Genomic DNA, 17,320 nt, shown 5'->3' on the forward strand with positions numbered 1-17,320 from the left:
GCTTATTTGGCTTGGCCCATGCCCAACGCGTGGCGGCGGCCTTATACGCGCGTTTTTGCTGGCCGCATTTCACGTAGCGCGCGTTGCTAGGTGTCGTCTCGCGCAAATGCGTAGGCGAATTTGTGGAATTGGCCGTGAGATGGCGGCGGATGTCGGATGATCGGCAGGATGGGCCCGACGGTAGCCAATTTGTGGTTTGGCTCGAACTGGGCCAGTTTGGGCGATTTCCCGTTAATTTGGGTCGATTCGGTTGCTACACTCGACGCACTTTTTTAGAGCGAGAGGGTTCATGGAAACCGGACAACTGGTGTTCAGCACCTACGGCACACTTGTCTGCGCCACGTTGGTGTTGTTGCTTGGGCGCAAGCTGGTCGAATGGGTCGGGCCGCTGCGCACGTACAGCATTCCTGAACCCGTGGCGGCGGGCCTGCTGGTGGCGGTGGGCGCGTTGGCGCTGCGCCAGTTTGGGCAGGTTGAGCTGAAGTTCGACACGTCGTTCCAAACGCCGCTGATGCTCGCCTTTTTCGCGACGATCGGATTGTCGGCCAATCTGGCCAGCCTGAAGGCGGGTGGGCGTCGGCTGGTGTTGTTCCTTGGCGTGGTGGCGGGCATGCTGATCGTACAGAACGCGATCGGCGTGGGGCTTGCGTCCATGATGGGGCTGGCGCCAGGCATCGGCCTGCTGGGCGGGTCGATTACGCTGGCGGGTGGACACGGCACAGGCGCGGCGTGGGGCGACACGCTGACTTCGCGCTACGGCGTGCAGTCGGCGCTGGAAATCGCGATGGCTTGCGCTACCTTCGGGCTGGTGTTTGGCGGGCTGCTGGGCGGGCCGGTCGCCCGTTATCTGGTGGGGCGTCTGGGCGCCAAAGTGCCGGGCGCCGCCGCGGCACAACAGACCACGCCGGAGGGCTTCGAGCAGCCTCACACGGTGCGGTTGATCACCGCGCAGGCGCTGATCGAAACCGTGGCGATGGTTGCCATCTGTTTGCTGGGCGGCGAGGTCATTGCGCGCTCGCTGGCGGGCACGGTGTTTGAATTGCCGACGTTCGTCTGTGTGTTGTTTACCGGCGTCGTTGTGCGCAACCTGCTGTCGCTCGTGGGCTACGAGGTGTTCGAGCGTTCGCTGTCGGTGTTGGGCAACGTGAGTCTGTCGCTCTTCCTGGCGATGGCGCTCATGACGCTGCGCCTGTGGGATCTCTCGACGCTGGCGTTGCCGATGATTGTGATTCTCGTCGTGCAGGCGGTGTCGATGGCGGCCTATGCGATCTTCGTCACGTTCCGCGTCATGGGCCGCAACTATGATGCCGCCGTGCTTGCCGCGGGCCACTGCGGTTTCGGGCTGGGCGCGACGCCGACGGCCATCGCCAACATGCAGGCAGTCACCGAGCGTTTCGGCCCGTCGCACATCGCGTTCCTGATCGTACCGATGGTGGGGGCGTTCTTCATCGACATCCTCAACGCGATCATCATCAAGGGGTTCATGTCGTTACCGTTGTTCTGAGGTAAGGCATGTGATCCCCGCGCGCGATTCCCACATGGGGGAATCACGCGCCCATGAAAAATGCCACCCGACGGGTGGCATTTTCGTTGATGCCGGCAACGCCGAGCGACCTGGCCAATGCACCGGCCAGACGAGCTTACTTGGCGAGCTTGGCGCGCGCGGCCGCGATGGCGCGCTGCACTTGAGCGGGGGCAGTGCCGCCGATGTGGTTGCGGCTGGCGACCGAGCCTTCGAGCGTCAGGCAGTCGAAGACATCCTCGCCGACCAGCGGCGAGAACTTCTGCAGCTCGGCGAGCGACAGGTCGGCCAGATCGATGTCGCGATCCGAGCAGATCTTCACGGCATGCGCGACGATTTCATGGGCGTCGCGGAACGGCAGGCCCTTCTTGACGAGGTAGTCGGCCAGATCGGTGGCCGTCGAGAAGCCTTGAAGCGCGGCGTTGCGCATATTGGCTTCGCGCACCTTGATGCCCGGCACCATGTCCGCGAAGATGCGCAGCGTGTCGATCACGGTGTCGACCGTGTCGAACAGCGGTTCCTTGTCTTCCTGGTTGTCCTTGTTGTAGGCGAGCGGCTGGCCCTTCATCAGCGTGAGCAGCGCGATCAGGTGGCCGTTGACGCGACCGGTCTTGCCGCGCGCGAGTTCGGGCACGTCCGGGTTCTTCTTCTGCGGCATGATCGAGCTGCCGGTGCAGAAGCGGTCGGCCAGATCGATGAAGCCGACGCGCGGGCTCATCCACAGCACCAGTTCTTCCGAGAAGCGCGAGACGTGCGTCATCACGAGCGCGGCGGCCGCCGTGAATTCAATGGCGAAGTCGCGGTCCGACACGGCGTCGAGCGAGTTCGCGCAGACATCTTCGAAGCCGAGCGTTGCCGCGACACGTTCACGGTCGATCGGATAGCTCGTGCCGGCGAGCGCCGCGGCGCCCAACGGCAGGCGGTTTACGCGGCGGCGCAGGTCGAGCATGCGCTCCGCGTCGCGGCTGAACATCTCGAAGTACGCCAGCAGGTGATGACCGAACGTGACCGGCTGCGCGACCTGCAAGTGCGTGAAGCCGGGCAGGATCGTGGCGCTGTGCTGATCGGCCAGATCGAGCAGTGCGCGGCGCAGGTCGCCGAGGTGATTGCCGATGCGGTCGATTTCGCTGCGCAGCCAAAGGCGGATGTCGGTCGCGACCTGATCGTTGCGCGAGCGGCCGGTGTGCAGACGCTTGCCGGCGTCGCCGATGAGGGCGGTCAGGCGCGCTTCGATGTTCAGGTGAACGTCTTCGAGATCCAGTTGCCACTCGAACTCGCCGCGCTCGATTTCGCCGCGAATCTGCGTCATGCCGCGCTGGATGTCGGCCAGATCCTGGGCGCTGATGATGCCTTGCGCCGCCAGCATGTCGGCGTGCGCGAGCGACCCTTCGATGTCGAACAGGGCAAGGCGCTTGTCGAAGAAGACCGACGCCGTATAGCGCTTGACGAGTTCGGAAACGGGTTCGGAAAAGCGGGCCGACCAGGCTTCGCCTTTCTTGTGGAGTTGGGAGGTCATTGTCGTAGCTTGGCTAATCGAGGCCCATCGGGGGCGGAGGGATGCGGACCGTGGCGGAGCACGGCAAACCGCGATTATACAACCCCGCCGCGCGCCCATCGACTCGTCCGCCGGCTGAGCCAAGGCGCCTGAGCCAGCGCAGCATCGACACCGCTCAGGGCAGGGGCCTCGGTCAGCACAGCATCGAGAGCGGCCGGGCCAGCGTGTGTCGGTCAGTATGGCGTCGAGCACGGCCGGGGCAGGGCGTGTCGGTCAGTGCACCATCGACAGCGTCCAGATGCGGGGCGGCGCGGACAGGCATAGGCCCGAGGTCGCCTCGTCGAACGCCGCGCGCTGCAGGGCTTCGAGCTTCGCCGCCTTGGCGATGCGCTCACGCGCCTGATGAATGCGCGCCATGCGCGACGGATCGTCGGGCAACGCGCACAGGCGTCCGAGATCGTGCATCAGCGAGGCGCCAAGCCGATCGAGCGCCGGGCGCAAACGCGTGGCCAGATCGACCGGCTCTCCGGGCGCGCTGCCTTCGCGCTTCCAGCGGGCCAGCAAGGCCGTCTGCACCAGCTTGCCTGCCTCGATCTGCAGACGGAAGAACGTGCGCGCCTGCGCGGGCGTCAGGCCGTATTGCGCTGCCCGATCCCCCATGCTGTCCAGCAACGCCTGTTCGCGCGGCGTGTCCTGCACCGGCTTGCCCGATGCGTATTTGGTCCGCGCAACCGCTTCGCTGATCGCCAACCGCTCCAAAATGCCCCGCATCAATGGGTCGAGCACCGGATCCACGATCGGCGGCGGTGCGGGCGACTTGGGGGCGTCTGCGGGCGACGTCGCCAGCGTTTGCGAGACGAGGCGCACAGCCAGGCCGCGCACCCCGTGCGGCGCGGCGGCGAGCGCATGCGTAACAGGCAGGGGCGAAGAGGACAAGGTCGAAGAGGACGAGGTCGAAGAGGATGAGGAAAGCGCGGTGTTCGCGTCGTACGCCGACATCCCTGCAGCGGGGCCCGCTTGCGCGCCTGCGCAGATCAGGCCCAGCGCCGTGGCTGCGAGGCGCGTGGCGAGCCGTCGCGCACGCGTGACGCGCGTGGACAGTGCGTTGGAATGGAATTGCATGATGGATAGGCCCCCCGGCAGCCATCGAATCGAACCCCCGAAATATACCGTTCTATCGGTCCTCTGTCGTTGGGGAGATTCTCAAGCGAAGCACCGCTCGGCCACCGCGACGTTGCTGGCCCAGCCGGCACTGCGCGCCGACCCCGCGCACTGCGGAGCCGGCGCGGGGTCAGGCGTTGCGAGCGTCAGCCCGTGTTGCGCAGACCGGCGGCAATACCGTTGATGGACAGGTGGATGCCACGTCGGGCGCGCTCGTCCGATTCCCCTGCACGATGCCGCCGCAACAACTCGACCTGCAAGTGGTTGAGCGGATCGAGGTACGGGAAGCGGTTCTTGATCGAGCGGGCGAGCAGCGGGTTGTCCGCCAGCCGTTCCTCGTGACCCGTGATGAGCGCGAGCGCCTGCGACGTGCTCTGCCATTCGGCGACGATGCGATTGAACACGCGCTTGCGCAGCTTCTCATCCGGCACCAGTTCGGCATAGCGCGATGCCACGGCCAGATCGGTCTTGGCGAGCACCATGTCCATGTTCGACAGCAGCGTCGCGAAGAACGGCCAGCGCTTGACCATCTGACGCAACGTATCGAGACGCTTTTCCCGGCCCTCCACGTCGGCCTTCGCTGCCTTCCCGGTATTGCCTGCCCCGCCGTCGAGGAACGCCTGCACGGCGCTGCCGAAGCCGTACCAGCCCGTGATCAGCAGACGGCATTGCCCCCACGAGAAGCCCCATGGAATCGCGCGCAGATCTTCGATGCGACGGTGCTTCGGATCCGAGAACTTGCGCGAGGCGGGGCGCGAGCCGATGTTCAGCTCTGCAATTTCCGAGATCGGGGTGGCCGAGAAGAAGTAGTCGGTGAAGCCCGGCGTCTCGTAGACGAGATCGCGATACGCGGCGAACGCCGTGTCCGAGAGCATCTGCATGACCTGCTCGTAGGCGGCCAGACGCGGCGGCTGGTTGCGGCTCGGCAGCAGCGTGGCTTCGAGCGTGGCCGCCACGATGGTCTCCAGGTTGCGCCGCCCGATCTCCGGGTTGGCGAACTTGCTCGCGATGATCTCGCCTTGCTCGGTCAGGCGAATCTGCCCGTTCACCGTGCCCGGCGGCTGCGACAGGATGGCCCGGTAGGTCGGGCCGCCGCCACGCCCCACGGTACCGCCGCGGCCGTGGAACAGGCGCAGGCGAATGCCTTTCTCCTCGAACAGATGCACCAGCGCGAGTTCGGCCTTGTACAGCTCCCAGTTCGACGTGAGGAAGCCGCCATCCTTGTTGCTGTCGGAGTAGCCGAGCATGACTTCCTGCTCGCCGCCTTGCGCCGTTACTACCTCGGACATGCCTGGGATATCGAAGAACGCGCGCATGATGACCGGCGCGTTGCGCAAGTCGGCAATCGTCTCGAACAGCGGGATGACCATCGCGCCGACCTTGGGCTCGAGGCCCTTCGTGCCGGGGCCGCCAAGCGCGCCCTGGAAGAGCCCCGTCTCCTTTTGCAGCAGCATCACTTCCACCAGATCGCTCACGGTTTCCGTATGCGAAATGATGTAGTTGCGCACCGCGCGCGGCCCGAAGCGGGCGCGGATGTCGCGCGCCGCGGCAAACACCGCCAACTCGTCGCGCGTGCGCTGCGAGTAGTCGAGATAGGGCGAGAACAGCGGGCGCGGCTCGCGCAGTTCGCGCAGCAGCAGAGCGAGCTTCTGGTCTTCGTCGAGCTTCGCGTAGTTCGCTTCGATGCCCGCTTTGGCGAACAGCTCGGCGATGACGGCTTCGTGAATGTCCGAACTCTGGCGCAGGTCGATGCTGGCCAGATGGAAGCCGAACACTTCTGCGGCGCGCACAAGCGGTCCGAGGCGCTGCGCGACCAGAGCGCCGCCATGATGCGCCATGAGCGAGGCCACGACCGTATTCAGATCGGAGATGAACTCGCTCGCATCGAGATACGGGTTGGCCTGGCCGACCGCACCGCGATGCGGCACGTGGCCGACCCACTCGCGCGCCGTGGCGGCCAGACGCGCGTACACGCCGATGAGGGCACGTCGATAGGGCTCGTCGGTGCGGTGCGGCGAATCGTCGGGCGAGCGGCGCGCGAGGGTGAGCAGCGCGTCGCTGGAGCCGGCGAGCAGTTGCGAGACGGACAACTCCGCGCCCAGCAAGTGCACCTCTTCGAGGTAGTGCGCGAAGATCTCGGTAGCCTGGCGCGTGATCGCCAGCTGCAGCGTCTGCGCCGTGACGTTCGGGTTGCCGTCGCGATCGCCGCCGATCCAACTGCCCATCTGCAGGAAGCGGCCGAGGCCTTCGGCGCGCACGGCGGGCACGGCGTCGTGCAGCTCGGCGCTCACGTCGTCGTAAAGCGCGGGAATCTCGGAGAGGAACGTACTGCGGTAATACGACAGCGCGTTCTCGATTTCGTCGGCCACCGTCAGGCGCGAGCTGCGCAGCATGCGCGTCTGCCAGAGCGTGGTGACGTAGGCGCGCATCGATTCGGTGTTACGCGACGCCTCACGCTCGGTGAGGGCGTCGTCGCGATGGGCGAGCAGACGGGCGATTTCGCGCTCGGCGTCGAGAATGCTCTTGCGCTGGACTTCGGTCGGGTGGGCGGTGAGCACCGGCACGATGAGCGCGCTTGCGAAGAACGCCTGGAGCGTGGCGGGATCGGCGAGGCCGGCGTCTTTCAGGCTTTGCAGCGCCGCGCGCAGGCTGCCCGGCTGGGCGCGACTGCCCGCGAGCGCGTGCACGCGGCGGCGCCGGTTGTGGTGGCGGTCCTCGGCGATATTGGCCAGGTGCGAGAAGTAGCTGAACGCGCGCACGACCTGGATGGCTTGCTCGTTGGTCAGGCCGTTGAGCAGGCTGTTGAGCGCCTTTGCGGCGCTGCGGTCGCCTTCGCGGTGAAAGCGCACGGCATTCTGGCGGATCGTCTCGACCAGATCAAAGGCATCGCTGCCTTGCTGCTCGCGCAGCACGTCGCCCAACAGGCGGCCAAGGAAGCGGATGTCCTCGCGCAGCGGGGCGTCCTTGTCTTCACGCGAGCGGCGGGCCTTGGCCTTGGCCGGCCCATCCGACGCCGGGCCGGAAGTGGATGGGACCGCGGTTGCTGCCTTTGCGGGGGAAGTCTTGCCGACCGACTTGGCGAGGCCCTCTTGCGGGGCTTTTACCTTTGCGCTGCTCTTCATGTCGCTCCTCTCACGACCCGCCGTTCGGGCCGGTCAAGCGTGTTACCATTTTTTCTTTTGGTCTTCACGCGGTTGCTGAATGAACTTCGCTGCTCCTGAAACCCTGGTGATCGCGTCGCGCGAGAGCCGGCTCGCCATGTGGCAAGCCGAACACGTGCGTGACGCGCTGCACAAATTATATCCGCAGTGTCGCGTGAGTATTCTCGGAATGACCACTCGCGGTGACCAAATTCTCGATCGCTCGCTCGCAAAGGTCGGCGGCAAGGGGCTTTTCGTCAAGGAACTCGAACTTGCTCTGGCCGACGGACGCGCCGATCTCGCGGTCCATTCGCTCAAGGATGTGCCGATGCAACTGCCGGACGGTTTCACGCTGGCCGCCGTGCTCGAGCGCGAAGATCCGTGCGACGCCTTCGTGAGCAACGACTACGCCAGTCTCGATGCGCTGCCCGCCGGGGCGGTGGTCGGCACGTCGAGCCTGCGCCGTGAAGTGAGTCTTCGCGCCCGGTATCCGCATCTGAAAGTGGCGCCGCTGCGGGGCAATCTCGATACGCGTCTTGGCAAGCTCGACCGAGGCGATTTCGCCGCGATCATTCTCGCGGCGGCCGGTCTCAAACGTCTGGGGCTGGGCGCTCGCATTCGTGCCACGCTCGTGCCGGAGGTGAGTCTGCCGGCCGCCGGACAGGGTGCGCTGGGCATCGAAGTGCGCGCCGGACGTCCCGAAATCCTGCAATGGCTCGCCGGATTGCACGATGCTCGCACCACGCTGGCCGTCAGCGCCGAGCGCGCCGTATCGCGCGCACTGGGCGGCTCGTGCCAGGTACCGCTGGGCGCGTTTGCCGAATTCACACCGCAGGGTGAGCTGACGCTGCGCGCTTTCATCGCGTCGACGGACGGCGCCACCGTGCTCCGCGCGCAGGGCGCGGCCGGTGTCGCCCAAGGCGATGTGGCCGGCGCCGAGGCATTGGGGCAGCGCGTGGCGCAGGATCTGATCGATGCAGGGGGCTTGGCGCTGGTGCCGCCGCCCGAGCCCAAGGACCCCTCCGTTTGAGCCCGCGCGCGCCGGACTGGCCGCCCGCCGCCGGTGTCGCACCGGCGCACGCTGGCGGTCGTCTTGCCGCCGGGGCGGTGTCGCCGTGCGCCATCCTGACGCGCCCTGACGGGCAAGCGCATGGGCTTGCCGGCGCGTTGCACGCCGAAGGCATCGACACGCTCGCGTTCCCGTTGCTGCACATTGCCGCACAGACCGACGCCGACACGTTGACGGCGCTGGATCGCGCATTGCGCTCGCTGGCGTCCTATGCGCTCGCGGTATTCGTCTCGCCCAATGCCGTGACGCATGGATTGGCGCGACTGGTGCATCTGCAATCGCTCGATCCTCGAACGACTTCCGGCCGCGCTGCCGCCGCCGCTCGTGACGCTGCCGCCGGTGCCGGTGGACATACCGGTGATCGCGCTGGCGATTTATGGCCCGAGGCGTTGACGGTGGCCGTGGTCGGCCCGGGCAGTGCGCAGGCGCTGGCCGATGCGGGCATTGCCGCGCCTCGGCACCGGGTGATCGTGCCGCCGGGCGGTCCGGCGGCGCGGTTCGACTCGGAAGCGCTGCTCGCGCAACTCGACCTCACCTCGCTGGCGGGACGTCGCGTGCTGCTCGTGCGAGGCGACGGCGGCCGCGAATTGCTGGCCGACACCCTGCGCGCCAGTGGCGCGCAGGTGGACCTCGTGAGCGCGTACACGCGCCGCGCCCCCGCACCGGACGCCGCCGCATGGGCCGCGCTGGAGGCCCGGCTGGCCTCGCCCGAGCGCTGCGCGTGGGTGCTGACCAGCTCCGAGGCCGTGCGTCATCTGGCCACGCTGCTCGCTGCGCGCTACGGCACGCGCGATGGCATTCACACGCCCGGCACCCCGCAAGTGCTGGCAAAAATCCTTGCCGCCCCGTGCTTTACGTCGCATGCGCGCATCGCAGATGCCGCGCGGGCAGCGGGGTTTGATAGGATTACGCAATGCGCGCCCGGCGACGAGAACTTGTTGGCGGCACTCAAAACATGGGCGGATCCCATTCAAGTCAAGCATGACGACAGATAATCGCGTTCCCGAGTCTTCCCAGAACCCGTCGGCGTCGAGCGGCCCGGCGGTGTCGAATTCCACCACGGCTGGCGGCGCCGCCTACGGCACGGCGGGCAGTCCGCCGGCCTGGCAACCGCCCGAGCCACCACAGCGGCGTCGAGGGTCGGGGGCTGCGCTGCCCTGGCTACTCTTCGTGCTCGTGTCGGCCGGCGCCGGCATCGGCGGCTGGTCGCTTAACCAGAAGCTCGACCGCGTGCAGCAGGAATTGGCGCGTCGTCAGCAGGCGGGCGATGCGCAGGTCATGCAGGCGCAGGTGCGAACCGCGCAGGCACTCGACAACCAGCACGATCTGCAAAACCGGCTCACGGCGCTGGAAGGGCGTGTGTCCGATTCGCGCAGCCAGCAGGCCGCGCTCGAACAGCTCTATCAGGATCTCGCGCACAACCGCGACGAATGGGTGCTCGCCGAGACGGAGCAGATCGTCATGAGTGCCAATCAACAATTGCAGCTCACCGGCAACGTACGTGGCGCGCTGATTGCGCTGGAAGGCGCGGATGCACGCTTGGCGCGCTCCGGCGCACCGCAGCTCGCGGGGGTGCGGGATGCGCTGAAGAAGGACATCGACCGGCTCAAGGCCGTGCCGGCGGCCGATCTGCCGCAACTGACCGGCAAGCTCGATCAGGCGATCGCCATGGTCGACACGTTGCCGCTGCAGGCCGAGGAGCAGCGTGCCGAGTCGGCCGTGGGCGCAGCGGGTAGCGCAGGCGGCGCGAGCGGGGCGAGCGAAGCGGGCTGGATCGCGACGTGGCACCGTTTGTCCGCCGAGATGCTCGGCAGCCTCAAGCAACTGGTGCAGGTCCGCCGGCTGGACGATCCTGACGTCATGCTCGTGGCACCGGAGCAAGGCGCGTTCCTGCGGGCGAATCTGAAGCTGCGCCTGCTCAATGCGCGTCTGGCGCTGCTTGCGCGCAACGCGTCTGCCGTGCATAGCGACGTGGTGGTGGCGCAGGCCGCACTCGACAAATATTTCGACGCCAAGTCGCGCCGCATTGCCGCGGTGAAGACGTTGCTCGACCAGGTCGACGCGGGTTCGCGCACGATCGAACTGCCGACCCTTGACGCCAGCCTGACCGCCATCGGTCAGGTCAAGGACGTCAAGGACAAGCCGTAAGGAGCCGGGCATGCGAGGACTGATCTGGTTGACGCTCCTGTTCGCGGTGGCGGCCGGCTTTGCCGTGCTGGCCACGTTCAATCACGGGCAGGTGGTGATGCTGGTGCCGCCCTATCGTGTGGACGTGTCGCTGAACCTGTTTGCGCTGGCGTTGCTGGCCTTGTTCGTTGCGCTGTACGTCATCATTCGTATCCTGCGCAACATCTACAAGATGCCGGAACGCGTGGCCGCCTACCGCAATCGCCAACGCAGCCGTCGCGCGAACATTGCGTTGCGCGACGCCGTGGCGAACCTCTTCGCCGGTCGCTACACGCGGGCCGAGAAGGCCGCGCGCGAAGCCGCCGAGCAGGATGACAATCGCGGCGTGGCCGCGATCATCGGCGCACGCGCGGCGCATCGCATGCGCGAGTTTGCGCGTCGCGACACGTGGCTGGCCGAGGCACAAGGGGCGAACCTGGAAGAGGCGCGTCTGTTGCAGACGGCGGAGTTGCGCGTCGACGCCCGCGATGCGGAAGGAGCGCTCGAAGCGCTCACCGAGATGCGCGCGCAGGGCGCGCGCCGCATGCAGGCGCAGTTGGTCGCGCTGCGGGCGCATCAACACCTGAAGCATTGGCCTGAGGTGCTGGCGCTGCTCAAGGTGCTGGAAAAGCGCGAAGCGCTGCATCCGGCGCTGGCGGCCAAGCTCAAGCAGACGGCCAGCGAGGGCATTCTGCGCGATCATCGCCACGATGCCGACGCGCTGCTCAAGTGCTGGCACGAATTGCCCGCCGATGCGCGCACGTCGGCGCGCACGGCCGATGTCGCGGCCGAGCTGTTGATCTCGCTCGACCGTCTGCGCGAGGCGCGCGATATCGTCGAGGCCGCGCTGGCCGAGCACTGGGATCCGCGGTTGCTGCGCCGCTATGCCGAGTGCGCCGGCGGCGACGCCCTGCCGCTCATCCAGAAGGCCGAGGCGTGGCAGCAGCGTCACCCGAACGACCCCGATCTGCTCTTTGCGCTGGGCAAGCTGTGCCAGCACCAGCGGTTGTGGGGCAAGGCGCAGACCTTCCTCGAAGGCGCGCTGCGTCATACGGACGACCGGCATCTGCAGCAACGCGTGCATCTGGCGCTTGCGCAACTCTTCGAGGGGCTCGAGCAGATGGAACTGGCCAATCGCCACTATCGGGCCTGCGCGACTGCATAAGTGGCTTGCGGCAAGCATGGCACCCGCGCTCCGCGGGTGCCGTTCGTCATTGTGGGCGCTTGAATTTCCTCTGGGCGATGGGCCGACGAGCGAGCCGCCATGCCCGCGTTGTCATTCGATGGCCGTTGCCTCGTTGCCCGAGCTCTGGCGCAACGGCAGTTCGGGCAGACGACCGAGCGCGACGATGGCCAGCGCGGCGATGAGGGCGCTACCGGCAAAGAAGGCGCCGAAGGCGAGTCGCAGATGATCTTCCATGCCGGCCGGCGCGCCGCCCGGGCGCAGGAAGTCGGTCAGTTCGCGTGACGCGCCGCCATCGGCTCCCGAGACCAGCAACCCGACGATGAGCGCGCCGAACATGGCGACGCCGATCATCCCGCCGAGCGCCCGGAAGAACGCGTGTGCCGCCGTCGCGATGCCGATGTCGCGCGGCGCGACGGCATTTTGCGTCGCCACGGTCATCACCGGCATGGCCGAGCCGAAGCCAATTCCCACGAGTCCGAGACACAGCCCGACGACCACGAGCGGCAGCGATTGCACGCCGAGCGCAATCGTCGCCAATCCGAGCAACGCCACCGGCAAACCGATCTGCGGCGGACGCTTGTAATGCCCCGTCTTGCGCATGTAGTGCCCCGCGCTTAGCGCGCCCACCACGATGCCCAACAGCGGCAGGATCAGCATCAGCCCCGACCGGCTTGCCGATTCACCACGCTGCAACTGAAGATACAGCGGCACGTAGATGCCGATGCTGATGTTGACCATCATTACCAGCACGGCCATCGTCGACGTCATCCGGAACACCGGGTTGGCAAGCAACGCCAGCGGCAGCAACGGCTCGCGCACGGCACGCTGATGGCGCAGGAAGATCGCCCCGACGATCACGCTGGCGGCGAGCAGGCCAACGATGGGCAAGGACAGCCAGGCGTAGCGATGTCCGCCCCAGGTGAGTGCCAGCAACAGGCAGACGGTCGCGGCGATAAGCAGCGCCGATCCGAGATAGTCGATGCTCGGCGTGCCGTCGCGACGCGGCAGGCGGCGCAGCGCGCGGTCGCTCAGGTAGATGGCGAGCAGACCGAGCGGAAGATTGATCCAGAAGATCAGCGTCCAGTTCAAGTACTGGGCGAACACCCCGCCAGTGATCGGACCGGCCACCCCGGACACCGCGAACATGCCGGAGATATACCCCTGGTAGCGACCGCGCTCGCGCGGCGAGACGATATCTGCGATCACCGTATTGGACAGCGCGATGAGGCCCCCGCCGCCCAGCCCCTGCACGCCACGCGCCACGATCAGCGCGAGCATGTTCGGCGCCAGGGCACAGAGCACCGACCCGACGAGAAAGACGGCGACGCTCACGGCGATGACGACGCGACGCCCGAACAGATCGGAGAGCTTGCCGACGATGGGCGTGATGGCCGTGGACGAGAGCAGGTAGGCGGTGACGACCCACGAGACAGCGTCGAAGCTGCCGAGATCCCGGGCGATGGTCGGCAGGGCGGGCGCGACGATGGTCTGGTCGAGCGAGCCGAGAAACATGATGAGCAGCAGGCCGGAGAGGATCGACTTGACCTCGGCGGGGGTAAGCGAGACGCCGGCCGGCGTCGTCTGTGAGTCGTTGGCGGGCATGCGGATCTTTGGGGGCAAAAAACAGGCCGTCCCGGCAAGGACGGCCTCATGCATGCGAAACATAATACTCCCAACGAATGCTCAAGGTGGCGGCCCGGTCAGCGGCCCCGTGGCACGGCGATCTCGGTCGCCGAGATACGGTTTCGTCAGCCGATCCGCCTCGCCATCATCGGGTCACTTGTTGACGAGCCGTGCGGGCACGGCCAGCGTGAGCAATCCGCCCAGCACCATGAAGATCGTGAGCAGAAACATGCCGCTGTTGGTGCTGTGCGTGGTGTCCTTGAGGAACCCGATCAGGTACGGGCCCACGAAACCGGCCAGATTGCCCAACGAGTTGATCATGGCAATGCCGGCCGCCGCGGCGGTGCCGCCCAGAAACGCTGTAGGCAGGCTCCAGAACAGCGGCAGCACGGTCATGATGCCCATCGTGGCCAGCGTCAGGGCGACCATGGCGAGCTGGGTGTTGTGGCTCCAGGTCGTCGACAGGAACAGGCCGATCGCGCCGACGAAGGCGGGAATCGCAATGTGCCAGCGCCGCTCGCCGCGCAGGTCGGAGCGACGCCCGACCACGACCATCGCGATCACCGAGAAGAAATACGGAATCGCCGTGAGCAGACCGATCTGCAGCGGATCGGTCACGCCCGTGCTCTTGATGATCGTTGGCAGCCAGAAGCCGACGCCGTACAGGCCGATCACGAACGAGAAGTAGATCAGGCTCATCATCCACACACGCGGGCTGGAGAACACCTGACGCAGCGGCAGGTCTTCCTTGCTGAGCACATCGCTGGCGATGTTGCGTTCGAGCATCGACTTCTCGGCATCGTTGAGCCATTTGGCGTCGCGAATGCGGTCGTCCAGCACGAACAGCACGACCAGCCCGATCACCACCGACGGGATTGCTTCGATCAGGAACATCCATTGCCAGCCGGTGAGGCCGTTCACGCCGCTCATGTCCTTGAGAATCCAGCCGGAGAGCGGCCCGCCGATCAGGCCGGACAATGCTACCGCGGTCATGAACCACGCGGTCATGCGCCCGCGTCGCGAGGCCGGATACCAGTACGTGATGTACAGGATGATGCCGGGGAAGAAGCCCGCCTCGGCCACGCCGAGCAGGAAGCGCATGACGTAGAACATCGCCGGCGAGGTGACGTACATCGTCGCGCCCGAAATGATGCCCCACGAGATCATGATGCGTGCGATCCACACGCGTGCGCCCACGCGGTGCAGGATGACGTTGCTCGGCACCTCAAAGAGGAAGTAGCCAAGGAAGAAGATGCCCGCGCCGAGACCGAACACGGTCTCGGAGAAGTGCAGGTCGCCGACCATCTGCAACTTGGCGAAGCCGACGTTGACGCGGTCGAGATACGCGACCACGTAGCACAGCAGCAGAAACGGAATCAGCCGCCAGCCGACCTTGCGGTAGGTGGCCGCTTCAAAGTCCGACGATGACGCATCGGTCATGGGCGAGGGGGGCGTGGGAACGCTGTTCATACGGAAGCTCCTCCGGATTGACGGGGTGTTGTCTGTCGTTATGGTGTGAGTGCGACAACTACAGGGACTACCGACTGCAAAAACGATGGGTCGATCAGATGCAGCGTCCGCCGTCGACCTCCAGGCACACGCCGGTGATGAACGCGGCGTCGTCGCTGGCAAGATAGAGGCAGGCGTTGGCAATGTCTTGTGGCGTGGAGAAGCGACCGAGCGGAATCCCGGCCAGGAATTTGGCGCGGTTCTCGGGGGTGTTGGGCACGCCCATGAACTCCGCCGTCAGTCCCGTATCGCCGATGACCGGGTTGACGCAGTTCACGCGGATGTTCTTCGGGCCGAACTCGGCGGCCATGGCCTTGCTCGCGGTAATCACGGCCCCTTTGCTGCCGTTGTACCAAACGAGGCCCGGGCGCGGTCGCACGCCGGCCGTCGATGCGATGTTGATCATCACGCCGGCGCCGCGTTGCAGGAAGTAGGGGATGACCGCGCGTGCGCTCCAGAAAATGCTCTTGACGTTCACGGCGTAGACGCGATCGAACTCGGCTTCGGTGACTTCGAGCAGCGGCTTGTTGCGATGCGTGGTACCCGCGTTGTTGACCACGATGTCGAGATGGCCGAAGCGCGTGACGGCCTCGTGGAGCAGGGTGACGTGATCGTCCTCGCGGGACACGTCGCCGTACACGAACGCCGCGCGCCCGCCGGCCTTGACGATGTCCTCGGCCACGCGCTCGCCCGCCTCGCGGTTCAGATCGTTGACGATGACGGCGGCGCCTTCGTGCGCGAACGTTTTGGCGATGCCCTCACCGAAGCCGGAACCGGCGCCCGTGACGATCGCCACTTTCTCTTGCAAACGCATGCCTTGTCTCCTGAATGGCCTGGGGATGGCGAAGCGTCGGACACAGGGCGTGCGCTCGATGCTTCGCCGCGAATGACTTCAGGGTGCGTGCTACGGGGGCTGCCGATCAACCATGCCGGATGGCAACGGTCTTGAGGGTCGTGAATCCGTAGAGGGCTTCGAAGCCCTTTTCTCGCCCGTGGCCGGAGTGCTTGCGCCCGCCGAACGGCAGCTCCACGCCGCCGCCCGCACCGTAGTTGTTGATGAAGACCTGTCCCGCGCGAATGTCGCGTGCCAGGCGCATCTGACGGGCGCCGTCGCGCGTCCACACCCCGGCGGCCAGGCCGTAGGGCGTGCCGTTGGCCAGGCGCGCCGCGTCGGCCTCGTCGGCAAACGGCATGGCGGCGAGCACCGGGCCGAACACTTCCTCGCGGGCGAGGCGATGGGTGGCGGGCACGTCGCGCAGCAGCGTGGGCGCCTGATAGAAGCCGGTCTCCGGCGCACTGGCGATGACCTCGCCCTGCGACATCACCGCAATGCCGTCGTGTTGTGCTTCGGACAGGAAGTCCCACACGCGTTGCTGCTGGCGCGCATTGATCAGCGGACCCAGATCGAGATCGTCTTGCGACGGCCCCACGCGCAGGTGCGCGAACGCCTCCGCCAGACGCGCAAGCAGGGTCTCGTAGGCGTCGCGCTCGACGAGAAGACGGCTGCCGGCGGAGCAGGTTTGTCCGGCGTTCTGCACGATGGCGTTGACCACGACGGGCAGCACGGCGTCCATGTCGGCGTCGGCGAAAACGATCTGCGGCGATTTGCCGCCGAGTTCGAGCGTGACCGGGGTGTGGTTTTCCGCGGCCATCTGCGAGATCAGCGTGCCGGTCGCGGGCGAGCCGGTAAATGAGATGTGATCGATGCCCGGATGCCGCGCGAGTGACGCGCCGGCCTCGGCACCGTAGCCGGTCACGATATTGAGCGCGCCCGGCGGCAGCCCCGCTTCGATCGACAGCTCGGCCACGCGCAGCAGCGACAGGCAGGCGTCTTCGGCCGGCTTGACGACGCACGCGTTGCCGGTCGCGAGGGCTGCGGCCACGCTGCGTCCGAAGACCTGCAGCGGGTAATTCCACGGAATGATGTGACCCGTCACGCCGTGCGGCTCGCGCACGGTGAACACGGTGAAGCCGGGCTGGTAGGGGATCGTCTCGCCGTGCAGCTTGTCCGCGGCCCCGGCGTAGAACTCGAAATAGCGCACGATGGCGGCGGCATCGGCACGTGCCTGCTTGAGCGGCTTGCCGGTGTCGCGCGCTTCGAGCTGCGCGAGCGCCTCGTGATGTTTGGCGAGCACGTTCGCCATTGCGTAGAGTACGCGGCCGCGCTCGGCGGCGCTGGCGCGTCCCCAGTCGCCATCGAAGGCTGTGCGCGCCGCCTTCACGGCACGGTCGATGTCCTCGGCGTCGCCGCGGGCGATCTGGGTGAAGACCTGGCCGTCGGACGGATCCACGACGGGAATCGTGGGGCTCTTTGCGGGAGCGACCCATTGGTTGCCGATGAAGTGTGTAGCTTCGGGCATGGCGACGTCACCTCGTGTGGGGGTGGCCCTCATTATCACTTAACTCGCGAGGGCGTTGACCGTCCCATGCGTCACCTCCGCATAAACAC

General features: G+C 66.6%; 12 protein-coding genes. 5 read left to right on the plus strand and 7 right to left on the minus strand.

Annotated elements, in window-relative coordinates:
• Positions 1-289 precede the first annotated feature (289 nt).
• Complete coding sequence (gene gltS / locus PEP31012_RS13995; protein ID WP_150589950.1) at positions 290-1,504, plus strand: sodium/glutamate symporter; 1,215 nt, start codon at positions 290-292, stop codon at positions 1,502-1,504.
• A gap of 136 nt (positions 1,505-1,640) precedes the next feature.
• Here the strand turns inward: gltS and argH are convergent, their stop codons facing one another.
• From argH to ppc, 3 genes are all read right to left on the minus strand, one after another.
• Positions 1,641-3,038: an argininosuccinate lyase gene (gene argH / locus PEP31012_RS14000; protein ID WP_150589951.1), complete on the minus strand. Its 1,398-nt coding sequence runs from the start codon at positions 3,036-3,038 to the stop codon at positions 1,641-1,643.
• A gap of 252 nt (positions 3,039-3,290) precedes the next feature.
• The gene (gene aroQ / locus PEP31012_RS14005; protein ID WP_150589952.1) at positions 3,291-4,139 is read right to left on the minus strand and encodes a gamma subclass chorismate mutase AroQ; all 849 of its coding nucleotides are present in this window, start codon (positions 4,137-4,139) and stop codon (positions 3,291-3,293) included.
• 185 nt (positions 4,140-4,324) lie between these two features.
• Positions 4,325-7,300: a phosphoenolpyruvate carboxylase gene (gene ppc / locus PEP31012_RS14010; protein WP_246171295.1), complete on the minus strand. Its 2,976-nt coding sequence runs from the start codon at positions 7,298-7,300 to the stop codon at positions 4,325-4,327.
• Between the two features lie 79 nt (positions 7,301-7,379).
• On the opposite strand from ppc, the gene hemC reads away from it, so the two are divergent.
• Genes hemC through PEP31012_RS14025 form a run of 4 tightly spaced genes read left to right on the plus strand, consistent with a single transcriptional unit; the run spans position 7,380 to position 11,718 of the window.
• On the plus strand, positions 7,380-8,348 hold the full coding sequence (gene hemC, locus PEP31012_RS14015) for a hydroxymethylbilane synthase (protein ID WP_150589953.1): 969 nt from the start codon (positions 7,380-7,382) through the stop codon (positions 8,346-8,348).
• The gene (locus tag PEP31012_RS24010) at positions 8,345-9,382 is read left to right on the plus strand and encodes a uroporphyrinogen-III synthase (protein ID WP_246171296.1); all 1,038 of its coding nucleotides are present in this window, start codon (positions 8,345-8,347) and stop codon (positions 9,380-9,382) included. The genes hemC and PEP31012_RS24010 overlap by 4 nt, the downstream gene beginning before the upstream one ends.
• Complete coding sequence (locus PEP31012_RS24015) at positions 9,369-10,535, plus strand: uroporphyrinogen-III C-methyltransferase (RefSeq protein ID WP_246171297.1); 1,167 nt, start codon at positions 9,369-9,371, stop codon at positions 10,533-10,535. Before PEP31012_RS24010 ends, PEP31012_RS24015 begins: the two co-directional genes overlap by 14 nt.
• Positions 10,536-10,545: 10 nt before the next feature.
• Positions 10,546-11,718: a heme biosynthesis HemY N-terminal domain-containing protein gene (locus PEP31012_RS14025; RefSeq protein WP_150589954.1), complete on the plus strand. Its 1,173-nt coding sequence runs from the start codon at positions 10,546-10,548 to the stop codon at positions 11,716-11,718.
• Between the two features lie 111 nt (positions 11,719-11,829).
• Here PEP31012_RS14025 and PEP31012_RS14030 read toward each other — a convergent pair whose 3' ends face one another.
• The 4 genes from PEP31012_RS14030 to PEP31012_RS14045 form a co-directional block, all read right to left on the minus strand.
• Complete coding sequence (locus PEP31012_RS14030; protein ID WP_174978243.1) at positions 11,830-13,341, minus strand: MDR family MFS transporter; 1,512 nt, start codon at positions 13,339-13,341, stop codon at positions 11,830-11,832.
• A gap of 174 nt (positions 13,342-13,515) precedes the next feature.
• A complete protein-coding gene (locus tag PEP31012_RS14035; protein WP_246171298.1) occupies positions 13,516-14,832 on the minus strand; it encodes an MFS transporter in 1,317 nt (438 codons plus the stop codon).
• Between the two features lie 94 nt (positions 14,833-14,926).
• A complete protein-coding gene (locus PEP31012_RS14040) occupies positions 14,927-15,685 on the minus strand; it encodes an SDR family oxidoreductase (protein WP_150589956.1) in 759 nt (252 codons plus the stop codon).
• A gap of 106 nt (positions 15,686-15,791) precedes the next feature.
• Positions 15,792-17,231 carry an aldehyde dehydrogenase family protein gene (locus tag PEP31012_RS14045; protein ID WP_150589957.1) on the minus strand — a complete coding sequence of 480 codons (1,440 nt, stop codon included), beginning with the start codon at positions 17,229-17,231 and terminating at the stop codon, positions 15,792-15,794.
• Between the last annotated feature and the right edge of the window lie 89 nt (positions 17,232-17,320).

The organism is Pandoraea eparura (assembly GCF_902459725.1).
Classification (GTDB): domain Bacteria; phylum Pseudomonadota; class Gammaproteobacteria; order Burkholderiales; family Burkholderiaceae; genus Pandoraea; species Pandoraea eparura.